The organism is Streptomyces sp. NPDC055815 (genome assembly GCF_053616475.1).
In genome coordinates this window covers 23,024-44,266 of sequence record NZ_JBSHDU010000023.1, presented here as the reverse complement: position 1 = coordinate 44,266, position 21,243 = coordinate 23,024, and the positions used below count along the sequence as shown (strand labels likewise).

The window sequence follows — 21,243 nt, the reverse complement described above, 5'->3', positions numbered from 1 at the left end:
AGGACGCACACCGCCGCGTGGCGTAACGCCCCACGATGATCCGTTTTGCATACATTGCCCTTTTATGCGCTTCAGACACCATCACCTGGGCAGGGTGCTCGCGGTCATCGGGCTCGCGGCGGGCTCGCTCGCGTCCGCGGCGGCAGGACCGGCCGCCGCGGACGTGGTCGAGCCCTTCGGCAAGCGGTACGACGAGTCGCTGTACGGCGACTTCACCACGATCGGCAACACGGTCATGGGCTGCCCGAGCACCCCCGCGGACCTGGCGGCCCGCTGTGCGACGGCGGCCTCCGGCCAGGGTTCGGACAACAACAACACCTTCGTGATGCGGCGCATCGACGCGGGCGGCACCGGGGACGCCGGGTTCGGCTCCAGTACGGGCCACGTGAAGATCCCGGCGGGCGCCGAGGTCGCGTACGCCCGCCTCTTCTGGGGCGGGAACGACGGCACGTACAAGGGCCCGAGCGGCGCGCAGCTGAAGCGCTGCGACATCTCGGGCGCGGACGTCGGGCGCTCCCCCGGCGACCCGACGACGACGGCCCCGGTGATCAGGGTCGGTGCGGGTCCCGCGACCCCGGTATCGATCGACAGCATGGTCGCCGACCCGGCCGACACCAGCGGCCCGCACTACTACACGGGCGAGTCGGACGTCACCGCCGCCTTCGCGGGCGTGTCGGGGACGGACGCCCAGGTGGCGGTCGGCAACCTCTGGGCCCCGAGCGGCAAGGGCTGCGTCGCCGGCTGGTCCCTGACGGTCGTCCACAGGTTCCCCGGCCCGGACCCGGTGAAGGCCCCGGAGCGGCGGAACGTGTACGTGTACGGCGGCCACGTCCTGCAGCGCTCGACGTCCCCGGCGACCACGATCACCGTGGACGGCTTCCACCGGGGCCCGGGCACGGTACGCGCGAGCGTGACGGCGTACGAGGGCGACTGGAACACGCCGGGCGACACGTTCCTCGTCGACGGCAGGAACGTCACCGAGGCCCACACCGGCAACACGAACAACTTCTTCGTCAGCGAGGACGACGGCGCGGTCTCCCCGAAGCTCACGAACAACCTGAGCATCGACGACAAGGCCTTCGACGTCCCGGCCGGCGCCGTCCCCCCGGGCGCGACCTCGGCGGACCTGACCTTCTCCACCAGCGGCGACACCTACGTGCCGTCCGCGCTCGCCTTCTCCGTACCGGTCCCGGAGCCGGAGAACCCGAAGCCGACGCCGACGCCGTCGCCGTCGCCGTCGCCGTCGCGAGTGGACCCGACCCCGACGCAGCCGGACCCCTCGGCGACGACGGGGGCATCGGCCGAGGTCCCTGCACCGCCCTCCTCGCCGGCACCCCCGTCCTCCCCCGAGACCCCTGCCTCCCCGTCTTCCCCCGAGACCCCTGCCTCCCCGTCTTCCCCCGAGACCCCTGCCTCCCTGGCTCCCCCGGCGCCCGGGCCACAGGGCGGCCACCGCTCCGGCTCGACGGCGGCGGACTCGATGGCGGAGACGGGAAGCAACGGCGAACGCCTCTGGCTGCTCGGCGCACTCGCCGTGGCCCTCGCGGCGACCGGCCTGGTGGCGAAGGCGGCGATGCGCGGCCGACGCGACTGACCTGCGGCAACTCCCCGTGGCCGAATCCACCCGTCTCGTATACGTACGTTTGAGCGTTTACGGGACGGGCTAGGTTCGCCACATGGCAACTGTGCTGGTGGCATCCAACCGGGGCCCGGTCTCGTACGCACTGGGCGAGGACGGTTCGCTGGACGCCCGCAAGGGCGGCGGCGGCCTGGCGTCGGCCCTGAGCACCATCGACTCCCAGGAGAGCCTCTGGGTGTGCGCGGCGCTCGGCGCGGGCGACCGGGAGGCGGTGAGACGCGGTACGGGCGAGCCGGGCGTGCGCATGCTGGACATCGATCCCGCCGTCTACGCGGACGCGTACAACGGCATCGCGAACTCGGTCCTCTGGTTCCTCCACCACCACCTGTACGACATCCCGCGCGAGCCGGTGTTCGACGCGGGGTTCCGCCGCCGCTGGGAGTCGTACCGGAGCTACAACCGCGCGTTCGCGGAGGCCCTGGCGGCGGAGGCGGCCGAGCGCGCGGCGGTCCTGGTGCAGGACTACCACCTGGCGCTGGTCCCGGGGCAGCTCCGGGACCTCCGCCCGGACCTGCGGATCGCCCACTTCACGCACACCCCCTGGGCCTCCCCCGCGTACCTGCGCATGCTGCCGGCCGACATCCGCGAGGAGCTCCTGCGGGGGATGCTCGGCGCGGACCGCCTGGGCTTCCACACGCGCGCGTGGGCGGAGGCGTTCGAGGCCGGCGCGGGCGACCTGGGAGACACGCGGGTGGCGGCGTACCCCCTGGGGGTGGACGGCGAGGAGCTGCGGGCGCTGGCGTACCGCCCGCAGGTGGACGACCGCCTGGCGCGACTGCGCGACGAGATCGGCCACCGGAAGACCATCGTCCGAGTGGACCGCACGGAACTCTCGAAGAACATCCTGCGAGGCCTGGAGGCCTACCGGGAACTCCTCACGACCCACCCGGAATGGCGCGACCGAGTGGTCCACCTGGCCTCGGCGTACCCCTCGCGCCAGGACCTGGAGGCGTACCGCACGTACACGGCCTCCGTCACGGAACTCGCCGCCGACATCAACACGGAGTTCGGCACGGCGGACTGGCGGCCGGTCCTGGTCTCGGTGGAGGACGACTTCACCCGCTCCCTGGCCGCCTACCGCCTGGCGGACGTCGCCCTGGTGAACCCGGTGCGCGACGGCATGAACCTGGTCGCGAAGGAGATACCGGTCGTCTCGGAGTCGGGCTGCGCACTCGTCCTCTCCCGGGAGGCCGGCGCGTACGAGGAACTCCACGAGGACGCGATCACGGTGAACCCCTTCGACGTCACGGAGACGGCGGAGGCCCTCCACACGGCCCTGACCATGCCCCCGACGGAACGCGCGGACCGCACGAAGCGCCTGGCGGCGACGGCCACGGCGCACCCGCCGCAGCGGTGGTTCCTGGACCAGCTGGAGGCGCTGCGGGAGCGGTGAGCCGGTGGCCCGCTCCGCCCGACGGCGCGGGCGGAGCGGGACTTCCGTTCAGGCTTCCGTTCAGGCTTCCGTTCAGGAGGAGAGGCGGTTCAGTGCCGCGGTGGCGATGCCTTCGACGGAGGCCGGGGCGTAGCCGGGCCGGCCGGTGAGCTCGACGAGGGCGACCCTGGTGCCGCTGCGCAGGACCGCGACCCCGCCGGTGGCGGTGCCGTCGCCGTTGTAGGCCGGGTACCAGTGGGCGGTGCCGCCGGTGGTGGTCAGGGTGTGGGCCGCGCCGTAGTACCAGTGGCCGGCGGGCTCGTCCTGGCAGTCCTGGACGAGCCCGCCGAGCTGCTTCTCCCAGGTGGCGGCCGCGGTCTTGGTGGGGGCGCTCGCGGCCGACTCGGTCAGCAGGCCGCCGGTGTCGAAGGTCCAGTTCACGGACGCGTACGCGGTGGCCCTGCCCTGGGTCAGGTCGCGCATCGTCTCCTCGCCGGAGCACGCGGACAGCGCCTGGCGCCCGGTCAGCGCGACGGTCGCGCCGACCGGGTTCAGGCCCGTCCGGAAGTCCTCGCTCTGGACGAGGGCGGCGGAGCCGAGTGCGGGCGCGGCGACCGCGGCCGAGCGGGCGGCGGCCGCGGTGCGGTGCGCGGCCCCGGCGGCGGTGGCCGACTGGGTGCCGACGACGGTGGCCGTGATCAGTGCGGCGGCGAAGCAGGCCGCGGCGGCGACCCGGTTGCGGCGAACGGACTTCTGCTGGACGGTCTGGTTCTCGGTCATCTGGTCCCCCTGCTGGTCGGGACGCCTGCTGCGTCCTCGTACAACCGGGGGAGATGCCGCCGGAGAAGGGAAAGTTGGAGCTCTGACCGGCTGTTTCACAGCTGTGACAGAGCGGCCCTGACGACCCGGTCCATCGCGGCCGTCCCCAGGCAGGCGTCGACCTCCAGCACCCCGTAGTGGGTGCCGCTGCGCAGCACGGCGATGCCGCCGCAGGGCTCCTCGCCCTCGGGCGCCGTGCCGGTGGTGTTGAGGGATCCCGGGTAGACGCCCATCCAGCTCGCGGTGACGTCCGGGGCGAGCCGCAGCGTCGTGGTCCTTCCGTAGACCCAGTGCCCCGGCGCTTCCTCCTGGCAGGGCACCTGCTCCAGCAGCAGGCGCTGGGAGAAGTTCTGCGCCAGGGAAGGGGTACGGGCCTCGGCGGCGACCTCGCGGGCGACCTGGTCGGCGCCGTCCCGGGCCAGCGTGGGGTCGCTCGGGTCGGTGCGGGTGCTGGTCATCAGTCCGCGGAAGTGGGCACCGGGCCCGCCCAGGGTCTCCGTGAGGGTCTTCTCCCCGGTGCAGGCCGCGTTGGCGTAATGCCCGTCGCCGTACCGGTCGGTGACGTGGATCTTCCCGATGCCGGCGTCCGGGCCGAACGCCGCGGGTTCCAGAAGGTTCGCCTTCGTCACCGGCCCGGTCGCACCGGTCGGCGAGCCGGAACCGGAGGCCGAGGGCGCGGGCATCGGGGCGGACATGCCGGGCCTCGCGGGAGCGGACGCGCCCTGGGATGCCCCGCCGGGCGCGGCACCCGAACGCGCTGCCGGGTGCGCGTCGGCGCCGGGGGGCGAGGGCAGGACGAATCGGCCGGTCACCAGCCCGAGCGCGGCGGCTGCCACCAGGGCGGCGACGGCGGACCGGAGCCGGACGACGGCGTGGCCGCCGCCCGTCGCGTGACCGCCCTTCACGAACCGGCGACCAGGCGCTCGCGCATGAAGCGGCGGGCCTGGTGGATACGGTCCTTGACCGTGCCCAACGGGGCGTCCAGCTGCTCGGCCACCTGGACGTAGGTCAGGTCGCCCAGGTCGCGCAGCACGAAGGACTCCACCAGGGTGGGGTGCTGCCGCTCCAGCGCGGCCAACGCCTCCATCAGGTCGAGCCGGCTCCCGGCGATGACGCTGGTGGTACGCGGGTCGACGGACTCGGGGAGGTCGGCGTGGCTGTCCTCGGCGCGTCGGCGCATCGAACGGTAGGTGGACCGGGCGGCGTTCGAGGCGATCACCGTCACCCAGCCCAGGAAGGAGCCGTGGCCGCTGTACTCGCCCAGGTGCGTGCTGATGGACAGGAGGGCGTCCTGCGCGGCCTCCTCCGCGTCGGCGTGGTGGGGCAGGAAGCGCGAGCAGCGTCGCAGCACCACCGGCCGCAGTGTGGCCAGCAGGTACTCCGTCGACCCCGAGTCCCCCGCCTGAGCGGCCGCCACGAGCCGCTCCAACTCGCCTTCCTCGAACACCCGGAATCCCCCCGTTTCGCCCCGCGCGCGTCCCACCCGTCGAGGGGGGCGTTCCACGCTCCCCCGGACTCCGGCAGAATGCTGCCACATGCGCAAGCTCGGCCGTTACCTCCTCCTTGACCGGCTCGGAGCCGGCTCCTTCGCGACGGTCTGGAAGGCCTACGATCCGGAGCTCGACACCGAGGTCGCGGTGAAGGTGCTGGCCGAGAACTGGGCCGCCAACGCCGATGTGCGCGAGCGGTTCCTGGCGGAGGCGAGGCTGCTGCGCCGGATCGCCAGCCCGCGGGTGGTCCGGGTGCATGACGTCGGGGTGCAGGAGGACCGGCCCTACTTCGTCATGGACTACGTACGCGGCGGCACCCTGGCGGACCGGGTCGGGCAGGGGGACCCGCGGGAGGCGCTGCGGCTGGCCGCGGAGGCGGGCTACGCGGTCCAGGTCCTGCACGACGCGGGTGTGGTGCACCGCGACGTCAAGCCGTCCAACCTGCTGCTCTCCACCGGCCCCGCGCCCGCCGAGGTGCTGGTGGCGGATCTGGGCAGCGCCAAACAACTGGCCGACGCGTCCGGGCTGACGGTGACCACGGGCACCCCCGCGTACATGGCACCGGAACAGGCCTTCCAGACCGGCGGGTTCGACGGAAGGGCCGATGTGTACGCGCTGGCCGTCGTCACCTACGAGCTGTTGACCGGGCAGAAGCCGTTCGGCCCGGGCGGCCGCGCCACAGCCCTGATGACCGACCAGCCGACCACCTCGACGCTGCCCGCGCTCCCCGCCGGAGCGGAGCTCCCACCGAACGTCGCCCTGCTGCTACGGGCCGCGATGTCCGTCGAACCGGCCGATCGCCCCCCGACCGCCCAGGCCTTCGCAGACGCGCTGCTCGCTCCAGCCCCGCAGCCCCAGCCCCTGAAAGGCCCCGGGTGGCTGACCCCGCGCACGGTCTGTCTGGCGTCGGGCGCGGTGTTCACGGCGACGACCCTGCTGAGCTGGCTGCAGCGTTGAATCCAACAGGGAGCCGGTCCGATCCTCCTCGTCGAGGGTGCCGCAAGTGCCCCGACACTCGATGACGCCGGCTCTCAGTGAGTGGTGCTACTGGATGCGCGCCGCTCCCTCCCCCACGCCGCCAGCGGTTCGAGGGCCTCGTTGAGGTGGAGGCCGGACGGGGTCAGGGTGTATTCGACGCGGGGTGGGACCTCGTCGTAGGCGATGCGGGCGACGATGCCGTCCGTTTCCATCTCGCGCAGGTGGGAGGCGAGGACCTTCTCCGTGATGCCCGGGATCAGGCGGCGGAGTTCGCCGAAGCGGCGGTGGGGGTGTTCGTGGAGGGCCCAGAGGATGAGGACCTTCCACTTGCCGCCGATCACTTCCATCGCGGTGTCGATGCCGCAGACGTGGCCGGTCCCGGCTGCCGGTCGGTTCAGTGTCGCCACTCGCCCCACCCTTCTGACCTGTTCGCTCACCTCAGGGTAACCACCCACTTGAAAGTGGGTACTTGAGCAGGTCAGCGGCCTGGAGCAGCCTTCTGGGCATGACGCAGAACAGCATGCCGACGTCTCCCGTCTCTCTTCTCGGGCTTGGCGCCATGGGTGCCGCCCTCGCCCGCACCTGGCTCGCCGCCGGGTATCCGCTCACCGTCTGGAACCGCACGCCCGCCCGCGCCGAGGCGCTCGCGGGAGAAGGGGCGAAGGTGGCCGACAGCGCGGCCGCGGCCGTCTCGGCGAGCACGCTCGTCGTTGTCTGCCTGCTCGACGACGAGTCCGTCGGGACCGCCCTCGACGGTGTCGACCTGGCCGGCAAGGACCTGGTCAACCTCACCACCACGACTCCTGCCCAGGCGCGGGCCCGGGCCGCGTGGGCCGAGGAGCGGGGTGCCCGTTATCTGGACGGCGGCATCATGGCCGTCCCGCCGATGATCGGGGTCCCCGAGGCCGGCGGTTACGTCTTCTACAGCGGCTCGCGGGAGTTGTTCGAGTCGCACCGGGCCGCCCTCGCAATCCCCGCCGGGACCGAGTACGTCGGCGAGGACGCCGGGTTCGCCGCCCTGCACGACGTGGCCCTGCTCAGCGGCATGTACGGGATGTTCGCCGGTGCCGCGCACGCCTTCGCGCTGGTACGGAAGGAGGACATCGATCCCGTGGCCTTCGCCCCGCTGCTCGCCGACTGGCTCGCCGCCATGGCCCAGGGCGTGCACGGGACCGCCGCCCAGCTGAAGAGCGGCGACTACACCAGCGGCGTGGTGTCCAACCTCGCGATGCAGGTGGCCGGCACGCCGACGTTCCTGGCGACGGCCGAGGGGCAGGGCGTCAGCCCGGAACTGATCCGTCCCTACTTCGAGCTGATGCGGCGCCGCCTCGACGTCGGCAGCGGTGAGGAGGACCTGACGGGCGTGGTGGACCTGCTTCTTCGGTGAGCGGGAATCCGTAGCCGATATTCGGTCGCGACCCCTCCTCCTGAGGGGTCTTCCCGTGTCACACTCGCGGCGATCGTTCCCCCAGGCGATCCGTTTTTCCCCATGAGACGCATGAGGCAAGCGGAAGGATCGCAACACACGTGAAGAAGATTGTCGTGGGCATGACCCTCGGGTCGGCGCTCACCGCACTCCTCGCCGCGGGGCTCACCCCCGCCGCCGCGCAGGAAGCCCGGGACGTCACACCGGCCGGCGCGAACGCGCACCGGACCGACGACCGGCCCGGACCTCTCACGAAGCAGCGCACCAAGCTGCGCGAGCAGGCGATCGACCTGGTCGCCAAGGGCAAGGCCAAGGCGAACGCCAAGGGCGTCGTCGAGGTCGCCCCCGGCAAGTTCGCCGAGACGAAGACCACCACCGCCACCCGCCAGGAGAAGATCTTCACGATCCTCTCCGAGTTCGGCGACCAGGGCTCCGGCAAGCTCGGCACCGTCCCCGGCCCGCTGCACAACCAGATACCCCGGCCGGACCGCAGCACCGACAACTCCAACGCCTGGACCGCGGACTTCTCCAAGGCCCACTACGAGGAACTCTTCAACGGCTCCGGCGAGTCCATGAAGACCTTCTACGAGGGCCTGTCCAGCGGCCAGTACTCGGTGACCAACACCGTCGAGGACTGGGTCAAGGTCCCCGGCAACGCCTCCACCTACGGCGACAACGCCGTCGAGGACACGGGCGGCTCCTGGGCCTTCATCCAGGACACCGGCGACGCCTGGTGGAACGCCCAGCTCGCGGCCGGCAAGACGCCCGCCGAGATCGACGCGTACCTCGCCCAGTTCGACGTCTGGGACCGCAACGACTGGGACCACGACGGCAACTTCGACGAGGCCGACGGCTACATCGACCACTTCCAGGCCGTGCACGCCGGCATGGGCGAGGACGCCGGCGGCGGCGCCCAGGGCGAGGACGCCATCTGGTCCCACCGCTGGTACGTGAACGGCGACGACTACGGCCTCACCGGCCCCGACGTCTCCGGCGCCCAGAACAAGCAGGGCGGCGCGCGCATCGGCCAGTCCAAGTACTGGCTCGGCGACTACACCACCGAGGGCGAGAACGGCGGACTCGGCGTCTTCTGCCACGAGTTCGGCCACGACCTCGGCCTGCCGGACTTCTACGACACCGACGGCGGCGAGAACTCCACCGCCTTCTGGACCCTCATGAGCTCCGGATCCTGGCTCGGCCACGGCGCCGCCGCCAACGAGGGCATCGGCACCCACCCCGGCCTCATGGGCGCCGAGGAGAAGCTCTTCCTCGGCTGGCTCGACTACGCCGACGCGCCGCTCGGCGCCACCGGCTCGTACACCCTGAGCCCGGCCGCGCTCCAGGTCACCGGCAAGGAGCAGGCCGTCCGCGTCGCGCTCCCGGACAAGACGAGCAGCACCACCTACGCCACGCCCACCTCGGGCACGCACGCCTGGTGGACCGGCTCGGCCGACGGCCTCAACCAGTCCCTCACCCGCTCCGTGCCGGCCGCCCCGCGCGTCACGGTCAAGGCGAGCGCCTGGTACGAGATCGAGGCCGACTTCGACTACCTCTTCGCCGAGTACTCCCTCGACAACGGCGCCACCTGGGCCCGCGCGGGCGCGTCCGTCTCCGGTTCCTCCGGCGGCAAGTGGACGACGCTGCGGTTCACGTACGACTCCGCCGGCAAGCCGTCCCTCTTCCGCTTCCGCTACCAGAGCGACGGCGGCGTGCACTTCGCCGGCGCGTTCCTGGACGACATCACGCTGACCTCCGGCGGGACGAACCTGGCGTCGGACGACGTCGAGCAGGGCGTCGGCGGCTGGACCGCGCAGGGCCGCTGGAAGATCTCCACCGGCACCGAGACGGCCACCGCCCCGCGGTTCTACCTCGTGGAGAACCGCGAGTACGTCGGCTCCGACGCGCTCCTCGCCCAGGGCCCGTACCAGTTCAGCAAGGGCATCACCGCCCCGGACTGGGTCGAGTGGTTCAGGTTCCAGAACGGCATGCTGGTCTGGTACGTCGACCGCTCCTACGACGACAACAACGTCAGCAACCACCCCGGTGGCGGCTCGGCGATGGCCGTCGACGCCCGCCCGGCCCCGTTCCGGTACGCCGACGGGACCGCGCCCAGCAACCGGCGCCAGCCCTTCGACGCGACCTTCGGCCTGGAGGCCACGGACGCGACCTGCCTCCACAAGGAGGTCCTGGTGGGCAAGGGCGGCAACAAGACCGTCGAGACGCTGGCGGCCTGCGCCCCCTCCGTCCCGGGCATCCCGGTCTTCGACGACACCGACCCGAACGCGTACTACGACACGACGGCCCCGCAGGCCAGCGTGAAGGTCGCCGGTCACGGCGTGCGCGTCACGGTCACCGGTGACGCCGGCGACGACCTGACGATCAGCGTCGCCAACCCGGCCGCGCACTGATCCGTACGAGAAGAAGAGGGCGGTACGGAGCTTCCGTACCGCCCTCCTCGCGTTCCCGGGGCCCTCAGGCCTCCCGTACCGCCCGCGCCAGCTCCGCCAGGAACTCCACCACGCCCGACGGGCCCGCCACCGAGAGGTCCGCCCGGCCGGCCAGCTCCGGGACCTCCGTGGAACCGCTGCACACCAGGACGCCGGGGGTGCCGTCGGAGCGGAGCTTCTCGACCGCCGCGAAGGCCGGCAGGTCGCCCAGGTCGTCGCCCGCGTACAGCACGGACCCGGCGCCCACCTCCCGTACGTACTCCGCGAGGGCGACGCCCTTGTCCATGCCCGGGGGCCGCAGCTCCAGCACCATCCGGCCCGGCTCCAGGACGAGGCCGTGGGCGACGGCCAGGTCGCCGAGCGGGCCCTTGAGGGCCTCGAACGCGCTCTCCGGTTCGAGGGCGCGGCGGGTGTGGACGGCGACCGCGCGGCCCTTCTCCTCGATCCAGACGCCCGGCCAGGCCCCGGCGCGGTCGAGGAAGCCGGGGAGCTCGGCGCGGACGGAGGCGACGCCCGGGTGCGGGGCGGCGGCCTGCACGGTGCCGGTGACGGCGTCCCAGCGTTCGGCGCCGTAGTGGCCGAGGACGACGAGGTGCTCGAGCCCGGGGACGCCGGCGAAGCCGCCGTAGCGGACGGCGACCCCGGCGGGGCGGCCGGTCACGACGGCGATCGAGGCGACCTGGGGGGCGAGGGCGGCGAGGGCGGGCACGGCGCCGGGGTGGGCGCGGGCCTGCTCGGGGTCGGGGACGATCTCGGCGAGGGTGCCGTCGAAGTCGAGGGCGACGACGGCCTTCTCGGGCCGCGCGAGAAGCGCGGCGAGGCCGTCGCGGCCGGCGGAATGGGGTCTCCCCTGCTCGAACAGGGTTGAGAGCTTGGGGAAGGTCGGGTGCGGGAGGCTGCTGACCATGCTTCCGACCCTACCGACGTACGGGTGTCACGTCAGCGTGGCCGGAGTCACTGGCCGGAGTCACCCTTCCCTCCTCCGCTGCTTCTCCTCGCGGACCCGGCGCAGCCGGTTGACGGTGACGGGGTCGTGGGCGAGCGCGCGCGGGTCGTCGAGGAGGGCGTTGAGGAGCTGGTAGTAGCGGGTCGGGGAGAGCCCGAGCCGCTCACGGACGGCCCGCTCCTTGGCCCCGGGCCCGGGCCAGGAGCGCCGCTCGACGGCGAGCAGGGCCTGCTCCCGCTCCCCGAGCCCGCCGGCGTCGCCGATAGAGGAGTCGGCGGCAGCGACGTCGTCGTCAGCCGGTTCCCGGTCGTCGTCGGTGGTCATCCGGACTCCTTCGTGGATGCCCCCCCTTTGGGCGGGGCAGGGCAGGGACAGGCCGTTCACCGTCAGGGCGATTCGTCTTCTGCAACCGGAGTGGGCAGCGCGCCCTCCAGCAAGTAAAGGATCTCAGCGTTGATCGACCTGCGGTCCGCAGCCGCTTGCGCGACGAGACGGGCGTGGAGGTCTTCGGGAATACGCAGTGCGAAACGAATCATGATGCTACTTTGACATCATGCCGACATCAAAGGAAGCGAAAGAGGCCGCGTACGCCCGGTTCACCTATCGCCTCCGCGTGTCGTCCAGTGCGAGGACCGCCCTGGAGGCGGAGTGGTCGCGGTGCCGGTGGATCTGGAACGAGTCCGTCGCCAAGGCCAGGCAGATCCACCAGCACAACCGGGCGTTACCCGAAGGCGTTGACAAGTCGACGTGTGGCCCTGTTCAACTCGCGAAAATGCTGACCGAGGCACGCGCCAGGAATGAGTGGCTTCGCGACGGGGCCTGCGTTCCGCAACAGCAGTTGATCCGCGACTTCGGAAAATCCCGCGCCAAGGCGCTCAAGGACATCAAGGCCCGGCTTCCCATGCGGCAGCGGGCGGGGATGCCGAAGTACAAGAAGAAGCGCGAGAGCGCACCAACCCTTGAATACACCCGGCAAGCCTTCCGGCTGAGGGAAGGCCGTCTGCACCTGGCGGGCGGCATCGTCGCCACCGTGGTGTGGTCGCGTGGGCTGCCTTCCAGCCCGTCCAGCGTGCGCGTCTACCGCGACAGCCTCGGGCACTGGTACGCGTCGTTCGTCGTCGCCGCCGAGGCCGAACCGCTTCTCGCCACGAGCGCGGCGATAGGCATCGACTGGGGCGTGAAGGAAACCGCCACCACCACCAGCGACGCCCACGATCTCCCCCACGCCCAGCACGGGAAGAACGCCGCCCAACGCCTCGCCCGGTATCAGCGGATGATGGCTCGGCGTAAGCCGAAGCGAGGTCAGGCCGCTTCCAAGGGATACCGCGAGGCGCAGCGCCGGACGGCGAAGTTGCACAAGAAGGTCGCCAATCAGCGTCAGGACACCGGCCGCAAGTGGGCCAAGAAGGTCGTCCGCGACTTCGATGAACTCGCGGTCGAGGACTTCCGCCCGAAGTTCCTCGCGAAGTCGACCATGGCTCGCAAGGCCGCCGACGCGGCCATCTCCGCGACGAAGACGGCCCTGACCGAGATGGCCCGCAAGCACGGGCGCAGGGTGCACCTGGTGCACCCTGCCCATACCACGATGGACTGCGCAGACTGCGGAGCGAGAGCCAAGCACGCACTGCCCCTGTCCGAGCGCACCTACACGTGCACCGCGTGCGGAGTCTCCCGACCGAGGGACAAGAACTCCGCCCGCGTGATGCTCGTCCGGGCTGGTCTCGTACCCGGCTGGCGTTGATCTTGTAAGGCCTGTCGGACCGCCGGTCCACAGGCGAAGTGAGCCAGGAATCCCCCTCCTTCAGGAGGGGGAGCAGTCAATACTCGGCGTTCTCCAGCGCGCGCCGCCGACCTACTCGGCGTTCTCCAGTGCCGTCGCCTCCCGGCCGATGCGGCCGAGGACCTCGGACGACCTGCCGCCGGGGGTGACGGCCTTGCCGATGTTCTTCTTGACGTTCTCGCTGACCTTGGCCCAGGAGGTCTTGCCGACCGGCGGGAGCTGGGAGTCGGGCAGGACTTCCAGGAAGACGCGCAGGTTGGCGTGGGCGGGGTCGGTCTCCATCGCGGTGGAGGCGGTGACCGTGACGGGCAGCAGGTCGTTGTCCCCGGCGAACTTCAGGACGTTCTCGTCGCTGAAGACGAAGTTGAGGAAGTCCCCGATCTCCTTGTGGTGGCCGTTCTGCTTGAAGCCCATGATCCAGTCGGCGACGCCCATGGAGGTCCTGGGCGTGCCTTCGGCGCCGGGCAGGGGGACCTGGCCGACCTGGACGCCCTTCTTCGCGGCCTCCTTGAGGAGCGAGGGGTGGCCGTTGAGCATGCCGACCTCGCCGTTCGCGAAGGCGGCGAAGGCGGCCTTGCGGTTGAGTCTGCCGGGGGCGACCGGGCCGGTGAGGTCCTGGCCGACGAGGTGGGTGCGGAGCCACTCGAAGGTGCGGACGTTGGCCTCGGAGTCGACGGCGTAGCGGTCGGACGCGTCGGTCCAGCCGCCGCCGCCGGCGAGCAGCCACATGAGGGCCTCGGCCTGGGCCTCCTCGGGGCCGAGGGGCAGGGCGAAGGGGGTGGTGACGCCCTTGGCCTTGAGCTTCTCGGCGGCCTCGACGAGCTCGTCCCAGGTGGTGGGGGCCTTGGCGCCGGCCTTCTCGAAGAGGGTCTTGTTGTAGAAGAGCGGCCGGGTGGAGGCGACGAACGGCATGCCGTACTGGGTGCGCTTGTACTCGCCTGCGGCGGCGAGCGGGCCCTGGAAGTTGGCCTGGACGGGGATGGAGAGGAGTTCGTCGGCGGTGTAGAGCTGTCCGGCGGCCGCGTAGTCGGCGTAGGCGCCGATCTGCGCGATGTCGGGGGCCTGGCCGGCCTTGACCATCTCGGCGACCTTGCGGTCGACGTCGTCCCAGGAGAGGACCTGGACCTCGACCTTGACCCCGGGGTGCTTCGCCTCGAAGGCGGCGACGAGGTCGGCCCAGTACTTCTTGGTGGTGTCGCCACCCGTGAGGTCGTAGTCGGCGGCGACCAGTTTCAGGGTCACGTCGCCGGAGTCACCGCCGAGGGTGCCGCAGCCGGCGACCGTCGTGGCCAGTCCGAGGGCGGCGGCGGCCGCGGTCAGTCCAAGGAATCGTCGCCGCTCCACGGCTTCATCCACCTTTTGCTCGTCGTTGAGCTGTCGTCCATCTGCAGTGAGCTGCGTGTTTGCACTTCTCAGGGCCGTAAGTCTGCCTCGCCCGCGGGCATGAGGTCTACACCACTCGGGTATCACTTCCGCAACTGCGACGGGACCATGGACCCATGGCCGGACCCGAATTTGTATCCGAGCGCAACAATCCAGCCCAGTGGACTAGACCTGTTAGGTCCCCGCGCGTCAGAATGTCCCCCGTGAGACACGTCATCGCCCTGGATGTGGGCGGCACCGGCATGAAGGCCGCCCTCGTCGGGGCGGACGGCACCCTGCTGCACGAGGCCCGCCGCGCCACCGGCCGCGAACGCGGCGCCGAGGCCGTCGTCGAGACGATCCTCGGCTTCGCCGAGGACCTCCGCGCCCTCGGCCAGGAGCGGTACGGAGAGCCCGCCGCCGCGGCCGGGGTCGCCGTCCCCGGCATCGTCGACGCCGAGAACGGCATCGCCGTCTACGCCGCCAACCTCGGCTGGCGCGACGTTCCCATGCGCGAACTCCTCAGCCGCCGGCTCGACGGCATCCCCGTCGCCCTCGGCCACGACGTCCGCACCGGCGGCCTCGCCGAAGGCCGCATCGGCGCGGGCAACGGCGCCGACCGCTTCCTCTTCGTCCCCCTCGGCACCGGCATCGCCGGAGCCATCGGCATCGGCGACCGCATCGAGGCCGGCGCCCACGGCTACGCCGGCGAGATCGGCCACATCGTCGTCCGCCCCGGCGGCACCGACTGCGGCTGCGGCCAGCGCGGCTGCCTGGAGCGGTACGCCTCCGCCTCCGCCGTCTCCCTCGCCTGGGCCCAGGCCAGCGGCGCTGCTGACGCGGACGCCGCCGACTGCGCCAAGGCCGTCGAATCCGGCGACCCCACCGCCGTACGGGTCTGGCAGGACGCCGTCGACGCCCTCGCCGACGGGCTCGTCACCGCGCTCACCCTCCTCGACCCCCGGACGCTCATCATCGGTGGCGGGCTCGCCGAGGCCGGGGAAACCTTGTTCACACCACTCCGGGCCGCGGTGGAGGAGCGCGTCACCTTCCAGAAGCTGCCCGCCATCGTCCCGGCAGCCCTCGGGGACACCGCCGGATGCCTGGGCGCGGGCCTCCTCGCCTGGGACCTTCTCGCCGCACAGCACCCCACCGACTCGGAGGTTTCCGCCTGATGGCCGATCACCAGGTTCTCGCCGGCGCGCACGTCGTGCTGCCCACCGGAACGGTCGAGAACGGACGCGTGATCGTCGACGGCGACCGCATCGCGGGCTCCGCCCCCGAGAACGCCCCCACCCTCGACCTCACCGGCCACTGGCTCGTCCCCGGCTTCGTCGACATGCACAACCACGGCGGCGGCGGCGCGTCCTTCACCTCCGGCACCGTCGACGAGGTCCTCAAGGGCGTCCACACCCACCGCCTGCACGGCGCCACCACCGTCGTCGCCTCCTTCGTCACCGGCGACATGGACTTCCTCACCCGGCGCGCGGGCCTGCTCTCCGAGCTCGCCGAGCAGGGCGAGATCGCCGGCCTCCACTTCGAGGGCCCCTTCATCTCCCCCTGCCGCAAGGGCGCCCACGACGAGACGCTGCTCCGCGACCCCGACCCGGCCGAGGTCCGCAAGCTGATCGACGCCGCCCGCGGCCAGGCCAAGATGGTCACCCTCGCGACCGAGCTGCCCGGCGGCCTCGACTCCGTACACCTGCTCACCGAGCACGGAGTGATCGCCGCCATCGGCCACACCGACGCCACGTACGAGCAGACGCGGGCGGCCATCGACGCGGGCGCCACCGTCGCCACCCACCTCTACAACGCGATGCCCGCGCTCGGCCACCGCGCGCCCGGCCCGATCGCCGCGCTCCTGGAGGACGAGCGGATCACCGTCGAGCTCATCAACGACGGCACCCACCTCCACCCCGCCGCCCTGGAGCTCGCCTTCCACCACGCGGGGCCGGAGCGCGTCGCCTTCATCACCGACGCCATGGACGCCGCCGGCTTCGGCGACGGCCGCTACATGCTCGGCCCGCTGGCCGTCGACGTGAAGGACAGCGTCGCCCGGCTCGTCGAGGGCGGCTCCATCGCCGGCTCCACCCTCACCCTGGACCGCGCCTTCAAGCGCGCCGCCACCATCGACGGCCTCCCCGTCGAGTCGGTCGTCCGGGCCATCTCCGCCAACCCGGCCCGCCTGCTCGGCGTGTACGACCGGGTGGGCTCCCTGGAGCCCGGCAAGGACGCCGACATCGTGGTCCTCGACGCCGAGTTCGACCTCAAGGGCGTCATGCGCAAGGGCGAGTGGATCGTGCACCCCGGGGCGGTCTGATCAGGTGTCACTCGGGAAGGCGGTTGGCCGTGGGTCTGGGCCAACCGCCTTTCCTTTGGCATGATCGGTGCCCGTCGGAACGACCGTTCCACAAGACTTCACACGGAGTACGGGGGGTGGACGGGTCTTGATCCTCACGGTCACCCTCAACACGGCGCTGGACCTGACCTACCGGGTCCCGGCCCTCACCCCGCACGCCTCCCACCGCGTCACCCAGGTCATCGAACGGCCCGGCGGCAAGGGACTCAACGTCGCCCGCGTCCTCGCCGCCCTCGGGTACGAGACGGTCGCCACCGGCTTCGCGGGCGGCGCGACGGGCACGACGCTGCGGAACCTGCTCGCGGCGACGCCGGTCCGCGACGAGCTCGTCGAGACCGCCGGACCCACCCGCCGCACCGTCGCCGTCGTCGACACCGCGAGCGGGGACACCACCCAGCTCAACGAACCCGGCCCGAACGTCACCGCCGCGGAATGGGCCGCCTTCCGCTCCCGCTTCACCGAACTCCTCGACGGAGCACGGGCGGTCGCCCTCTGCGGCAGCCTCCCGCCGGGCATCCACGTCGGCGCGTACGCGGAACTCGTCCGCCTCGCCCGCACGGCCGACGTCCCCGTCCTCCTGGACACCAGCGGCGAACCCCTCCGCCGGGGCATCGCGGCCCGCCCCGACCTGGTCAAGCCGAACGCCGAGGAACTCGCCCAGCTCACCGGCTCCCGCGAACCCCACCGGGCCACCCGCGACGCCCGCCGCCGGGGCGCCCACGCGGTGATCTCCTCGCTCGGCCCCGAGGGCCTGCTCGCCGCCACCCCGGAGGGCCTGTGGCGCGCCGCCCCGCCGACCGCGGTGCGGGGCAACCCCACGGGCGCCGGCGACTCCGCGGTCGCCGGCCTCCTCTCGGGCCTGGTCGACGAGACCCCGTGGCCGGAGCGCCTCGTCCGCGCGGTCGCCCTCTCGGCGGCCACGGTCCTCTCCCCGGTGGCCGGCGAGTACGACCCGTCCGCGTACGAGGAACTGCTGACGCGGGTGAAGGTGACGGAGGAGAACCCCTGAGGGGTCAGCCCTTACCGGTGTGGCCGGCCTCCAGGTAGACCTGGTCCAGGATCGCCTCGCACTGGTCCCCCGCCTCGCAGGAGATCTTGAGCGCGTTGGAGCCCTTGTTGAGCTTCACGTAGGCGTACGTGTACGTCCAGCCCTTCTCCCAGTCGCCCTCGGCGGCGTTCGCGAAGTTGGACATGTTCACCTTGCGCGGCGCCTCGCCGTTGACCGTGAGGGACGTCTTGGCGTCCTTGCCGGGCACGCTGTAGGTGATGCGGAGCGTGTACTCGCCGGAGTCCGGGACGTCGACGGACCAGCTCGCGGAGCTGCCCTCACCGGCCAGGGTCACATAGGCGCCGTTGGTGCCCTTGGCGCCCTTGAACTGGGTCCCGGTGGTGGCCGAGCCGCCCAGCGTCAGCGTCGCCGCGTCCTGCTTGGGAAGCTCCTCCGGGGTCTTGTCGGCGCTCGGCTCGGTGCTCGGGGTCTCCGAGGCCTGGGACGGCGCGGTCGTCGGGGTGTTCCCGCCGGCCTTGTCGTCCTTGTCCTTCTCGTTGCCCGAGTTGGAGATCACCGCGGCCGCGATGCCGATCACGACGACCGCCACCACGGCGACCGCACCGATCAGGAGGCCCTTGGTGTTGGGCCCGCGGCCCGAGCCGCCGCGCTGGGGCGGGATCGCGCGGGTCTGCGGCTGGGCGCCGTACGTCTCGGGCGCGGCGTACTGCGCCTGCGGCCTGCCGTACGCGGCCTGCTGCTGCGGCGGCACGTACGGCTGCTGCTGCTGGTGGTGGCCGTACTGGCGCTCGCCGACCGTTCTGACCTGGTTGTACGAGGTCCGGGGCACGCCTGGCTGCGCGGGGGCGGGGCCGGGGTAGCCGTAGCCGCCGCCCTGCGGGGGCTGGGCGCCCGCTGCCTGGCCGTCGGCGTACAGGTAGCCGAACGGATCGTCGTCCTCGGGCTTGTTCGCGCCGTCGTTACCGGCAGCCATCCGGGTCACCTCTCCATGCTCGCCAGCCGTCGCCGACCGGCCGAGCCTACCCCGAACGGACCAGCGCGCGACTCAGCCCGCCCGACGGTGGACCTTCGCGCGGGAGCGTTTCTCCATGTACATCCGCTGGTCCGCCGAGTTCAGGACCTCTTCCACGGTCATCCCGCACTCGGCCCAACCGATACCGAAACTCGCCCCGACACGGACCGCCCGACCGTCCACCCGGATCGGCGGAATGATCGCGTTCCGCAGGCGTACGGCCAGGTCGGCGGCGTCGGCGGCACCGAGGCCGTCGGCGAGGACGACGAACTCGTCACCGCCGAGCCGGGCGACGGTGTCGCCGTCCCGCACACCGGTGGTGAGCCGGCGCGCGACCTCGATGAGGACGGCGTCGCCGGTGTGGTGCCCGAAGCGGTCGTTGATCGACTTGAAGCCGTCGAGGTCGCAGAAGAGGACCGCGAGCCCCTTCGTCCCGTCGTCGACCTCGCCGCCGGTGGGCGCCACGATGTGCACATGGTGGTCGTACGGGCCGCCGCCCGCCGGCTCGAAACCGAAGCCGTGCTCGTGCTCGTGCTCGTACGGCTGGGGCTGCACCTCGTACCCGGGGTCGTACCCGGGCTCGTAGCCACCGCCGTCGTGGCCCGTGCCGTAGCCGCCGTCCCGCTGGGAGTCGTACACCCCGTACGCGGCCTCGTCCCCCGGCGCCGACGGGCGCTCGCAGAGCCGGGCCGAGAGCCGGGAGCGCAGCTCGGCGCTGTTGGGGAGGCCGGTGAGCGCGTCGTGCGAGGCGCGGTGGGCGAGCTGGAGCTCGTGCCGCTTGCGCTCCTCGATGTCCTCGACGTGGGTGAGGAGGAAGCGGGGCCCGTCGGCGGTGTCGGCGACCACCGAGTTCCGGAGGGAGACCCAGACGTACGTGCCGTCCCGGCGCCCGAGCCGCAGCTCGGCCCGGCCGCCCTCGGCGGAGGTACGGAGCAGGGTGCCGATGTCCTCGGGGTGGACGAGGTCGGCGAAGGAGTAGCGCCGCATCACGGAGGCGGGGCGGCCGAGGAGCCGGCAGAGGGCGTCGTTGGTGCGGAGGAGGCGGCCGTGCTGGTCGCCGCCCATCTCGGCGATGGCCATGCCGGAGGGGGCGTACTCGAAGGCCTGCCGGAAGGACTCCTCGGAGGCCCGCAGGGCCTGCTGCTCGCGCTCCAGGCGGACCAGGGCGCGCTGCATGTTGGAGCGGAGCCGGGCGTTGCTGATGGCGATCGCGGACTGCGAGGCGTACATCTGGAGCGCTTCCTGGCCCCAGGGGCCGGGGTGCCGGCCGTTGCGCGGGCGGTCGACGGATATGACGCCGAGGAGCTCACGGCCGGAGCCGGAGGCGTACATCGGGGCGTAGAGCCGGTCGTGCGGGTGCCACTCGTCCTCGAAGCGGGGCGCGGGCCCGTCGGTGTGCCACTGGGGGACGTCGTCCTCCATGAGGACCCAGCCCTCGGTGTGCGGGATGAACCGCAGGTCGCCCCAGGGGACGCCCATGGACAGACGGCGCTCCCAGGAGGAGCGGGAGCCGACACGGCCGGTGATCAGGGCCTCCGCGGCGGTGCTTCCGGCGAAGGCGGCGACGACGAGGTCACCGTCGGGGCGGACGAGGTTGACACAGGCCAGCTCGTAGTTGAGACCGGCGACCACACCGTCGGCGACGGTCTGCAGGGTGTCCGCCAGGCTGCGGGCAGTGTTGAGGTCCGCCACGACCTGATGCAGCTGCCGCAGGGTCGAGAGACGGACGTAAGGCTCCGACTCGGTCTCCATCGCTCGCTCTCCCCGAGACCTCGACAGCAACTCCAGGGTTCTCATCGGCTTCGTGTTGCACTGTCACCGCCACTGAATCACAGCGAGCTGCGCCCCAGGTACACAGGGTCAGCAAATACTGCCCTCTGTGACTCAAGTCACAGCAGATGATGGCGGGTCGCACCGGCTGCCCGCATATGACAGGACCTAGGTCCTGCGTGGGTGGGGGTCTGGTCCCCGGGCCCGATGCGGGACGGACGGGGCCCGGACTAGCGTTTCGGGCGTGCTCCAGAAGACGCCCTCCACGCCCCCCGTGTCCGATCTGGCCATCCCTCATGCTGAGGGGGTGAGCAACGACGAGTTCCGGGCGGCGATGTCCCGCCTCGCTGCGGGCGTGGTCCTGGTGACCGCGCACGATCCCGACGACGGCCCGCGCGGCGAGGACGTCGGCATGACGGCCACCGCCTTCATGTCGGTCTCCCTCGACCCCCCGCTGGTCCTCGTCAGCCTCCGCAACGGCTCCCGCATGGACGACCTGCTGGCCGAGGTGCCCGTCTGGGCGGTGTCGATCCTCGCCGAGGACCAGCGGCACATCGCCGGCCGCTTCGCCATGAAGAACCGCGTCAGCGACCGGCTCCTCTTCGCCGACCTGCCGTACGAGCGCGGGGAGGAGAGCGGCGCCCCGCTCATGGGCGGCGCGCTGTCGGTCCTGGAGTGCCGCACGGAGAGCCGCGTCGTGGCCGGCGACCACACGCTCGTGGTGGGCCGGGTCCTGACGGTCGGCCTTCCCTCGTCCGGCGGCGGACCCCTCACGTACTTCCAGGGGAAGTACCGGCACCTGTCGTAAATGGTGGTGCGCGCGGGGCACCTCAC

Annotated in this window: 19 protein-coding genes and 1 pseudogene; 10 read left to right on the top strand and 10 right to left on the bottom strand. The window is 72.0% G+C overall.

Going from position 1 to position 21,243, the window contains the following annotated elements; translation table 11 throughout:
• The first annotated feature begins 64 nt into the window (after nucleotides 1-64).
• Nucleotides 65-1,594, top strand: a complete 1,530-nt coding sequence (locus tag ACWGN5_RS16990) for a DUF11 domain-containing protein (protein WP_453515674.1) — start codon at nucleotides 65-67, stop codon at nucleotides 1,592-1,594.
• Nucleotides 1,595-1,676: 82 nt separating this feature from the next.
• Nucleotides 1,677-3,032, top strand: a complete 1,356-nt coding sequence (locus ACWGN5_RS16985; RefSeq protein WP_453515672.1) for an alpha,alpha-trehalose-phosphate synthase (UDP-forming) — start codon at nucleotides 1,677-1,679, stop codon at nucleotides 3,030-3,032.
• 72 nt (nucleotides 3,033-3,104) lie between these two features.
• Here ACWGN5_RS16985 and ACWGN5_RS16980 read toward each other — a convergent pair whose 3' ends face one another.
• From ACWGN5_RS16980 to ACWGN5_RS16970, 3 genes are all read right to left on the bottom strand, one after another.
• Complete coding sequence (locus ACWGN5_RS16980) at nucleotides 3,105-3,791, bottom strand: hypothetical protein (RefSeq protein WP_453515669.1); 687 nt, start codon at nucleotides 3,789-3,791, stop codon at nucleotides 3,105-3,107.
• A gap of 95 nt (nucleotides 3,792-3,886) precedes the next feature.
• Entirely contained in the window at nucleotides 3,887-4,735 is an 849-nt protein-coding gene (locus tag ACWGN5_RS16975) for a hypothetical protein (RefSeq protein ID WP_453515666.1), read from the bottom strand.
• Nucleotides 4,732-5,277: an RNA polymerase sigma factor gene (locus ACWGN5_RS16970; protein ID WP_369145643.1), complete on the bottom strand. Its 546-nt coding sequence runs from the start codon at nucleotides 5,275-5,277 to the stop codon at nucleotides 4,732-4,734. Before ACWGN5_RS16970 ends, ACWGN5_RS16975 begins: the two co-directional genes overlap by 4 nt.
• Before the next feature lie 88 nt (nucleotides 5,278-5,365).
• Here ACWGN5_RS16970 and ACWGN5_RS16965 point away from each other — a divergent pair, with 88 nt between their 5' ends.
• Nucleotides 5,366-6,277 carry a serine/threonine-protein kinase gene (locus tag ACWGN5_RS16965; RefSeq protein WP_453515663.1) on the top strand — a complete coding sequence of 304 codons (912 nt, stop codon included), beginning with the start codon at nucleotides 5,366-5,368 and terminating at the stop codon, nucleotides 6,275-6,277.
• 74 nt (nucleotides 6,278-6,351) lie between these two features.
• Here the strand turns inward: ACWGN5_RS16965 and ACWGN5_RS16960 are convergent, their stop codons facing one another.
• On the bottom strand, nucleotides 6,352-6,705 hold the full coding sequence (locus tag ACWGN5_RS16960; RefSeq protein ID WP_453515661.1) for a winged helix-turn-helix transcriptional regulator: 354 nt from the start codon (nucleotides 6,703-6,705) through the stop codon (nucleotides 6,352-6,354).
• 98 nt (nucleotides 6,706-6,803) lie between these two features.
• Between ACWGN5_RS16960 and ACWGN5_RS16955 the strand changes: the two genes are divergently transcribed.
• Together ACWGN5_RS16955 and ACWGN5_RS16950 are read left to right on the top strand one after the other, a co-directional pair.
• The gene (locus ACWGN5_RS16955) at nucleotides 6,804-7,685 is read left to right on the top strand and encodes an NAD(P)-dependent oxidoreductase (protein WP_453515660.1); all 882 of its coding nucleotides are present in this window, start codon (nucleotides 6,804-6,806) and stop codon (nucleotides 7,683-7,685) included.
• Nucleotides 7,686-7,825: 140 nt separating this feature from the next.
• Nucleotides 7,826-10,132, top strand: a complete 2,307-nt coding sequence (locus ACWGN5_RS16950; protein WP_453515657.1) for an immune inhibitor A domain-containing protein — start codon at nucleotides 7,826-7,828, stop codon at nucleotides 10,130-10,132.
• Between the two features lie 64 nt (nucleotides 10,133-10,196).
• On the opposite strand, the gene otsB is transcribed toward ACWGN5_RS16950, so the two are convergent.
• From otsB to ACWGN5_RS16935, 3 genes are all read right to left on the bottom strand, one after another.
• Entirely contained in the window at nucleotides 10,197-11,078 is an 882-nt protein-coding gene (otsB, locus tag ACWGN5_RS16945) for a trehalose-phosphatase (protein WP_453515655.1), read from the bottom strand.
• Between the two features lie 60 nt (nucleotides 11,079-11,138).
• On the bottom strand, nucleotides 11,139-11,441 hold the full coding sequence (locus tag ACWGN5_RS16940) for a DUF3263 domain-containing protein (protein ID WP_453515652.1): 303 nt from the start codon (nucleotides 11,439-11,441) through the stop codon (nucleotides 11,139-11,141).
• A 62-nt stretch (nucleotides 11,442-11,503) separates the two neighbouring features.
• Nucleotides 11,504-11,653, bottom strand: a complete 150-nt coding sequence (locus ACWGN5_RS16935; protein ID WP_453515649.1) for a FitA-like ribbon-helix-helix domain-containing protein — start codon at nucleotides 11,651-11,653, stop codon at nucleotides 11,504-11,506.
• Between the two features lie 17 nt (nucleotides 11,654-11,670).
• On the opposite strand from ACWGN5_RS16935, the pseudogene ACWGN5_RS16930 reads away from it, so the two are divergent.
• A pseudogene (locus ACWGN5_RS16930) lies at nucleotides 11,671-12,877 on the top strand (RNA-guided endonuclease InsQ/TnpB family protein); the annotation flags it as partial.
• Between the two features lie 92 nt (nucleotides 12,878-12,969).
• On the opposite strand, the gene ACWGN5_RS16925 reads toward ACWGN5_RS16930, so the two are convergent.
• A complete protein-coding gene (locus tag ACWGN5_RS16925) occupies nucleotides 12,970-14,253 on the bottom strand; it encodes an extracellular solute-binding protein (protein WP_453515648.1) in 1,284 nt (427 codons plus the stop codon).
• 230 nt (nucleotides 14,254-14,483) lie between these two features.
• On the opposite strand from ACWGN5_RS16925, the gene ACWGN5_RS16920 reads away from it, so the two are divergent.
• The 3 genes from ACWGN5_RS16920 (at nucleotide 14,484) to ACWGN5_RS16910 (ending at nucleotide 17,627) form a co-directional block, all read left to right on the top strand.
• Nucleotides 14,484-15,434 (top strand): ROK family protein, encoded by a 951-nt coding sequence (locus ACWGN5_RS16920; RefSeq protein WP_453515646.1) that lies wholly within the window; start codon nucleotides 14,484-14,486, stop codon nucleotides 15,432-15,434.
• Nucleotides 15,434-16,579, top strand: a complete 1,146-nt coding sequence (gene nagA / locus ACWGN5_RS16915) for an N-acetylglucosamine-6-phosphate deacetylase (RefSeq protein WP_453515644.1) — start codon at nucleotides 15,434-15,436, stop codon at nucleotides 16,577-16,579. Before ACWGN5_RS16920 ends, nagA begins: the two co-directional genes overlap by 1 nt.
• Nucleotides 16,580-16,706: 127 nt before the next feature.
• On the top strand, nucleotides 16,707-17,627 hold the full coding sequence (locus tag ACWGN5_RS16910; RefSeq protein WP_453515642.1) for a 1-phosphofructokinase family hexose kinase: 921 nt from the start codon (nucleotides 16,707-16,709) through the stop codon (nucleotides 17,625-17,627).
• A gap of 4 nt (nucleotides 17,628-17,631) precedes the next feature.
• Here ACWGN5_RS16910 and ACWGN5_RS16905 read toward each other — a convergent pair whose 3' ends face one another.
• A complete protein-coding gene (locus ACWGN5_RS16905; RefSeq protein ID WP_453515639.1) occupies nucleotides 17,632-18,600 on the bottom strand; it encodes a CBM35 domain-containing protein in 969 nt (322 codons plus the stop codon).
• 72 nt (nucleotides 18,601-18,672) lie between these two features.
• A complete protein-coding gene (gene cdgB, locus ACWGN5_RS16900; RefSeq protein ID WP_453515637.1) occupies nucleotides 18,673-20,391 on the bottom strand; it encodes a diguanylate cyclase CdgB in 1,719 nt (572 codons plus the stop codon).
• Nucleotides 20,392-20,653: 262 nt separating this feature from the next.
• Here cdgB and ACWGN5_RS16895 point away from each other — a divergent pair, with 262 nt between their 5' ends.
• Nucleotides 20,654-21,217: a flavin reductase family protein gene (locus ACWGN5_RS16895; protein WP_453515636.1), complete on the top strand. Its 564-nt coding sequence runs from the start codon at nucleotides 20,654-20,656 to the stop codon at nucleotides 21,215-21,217.
• Nucleotides 21,218-21,243 lie beyond the last annotated feature (26 nt).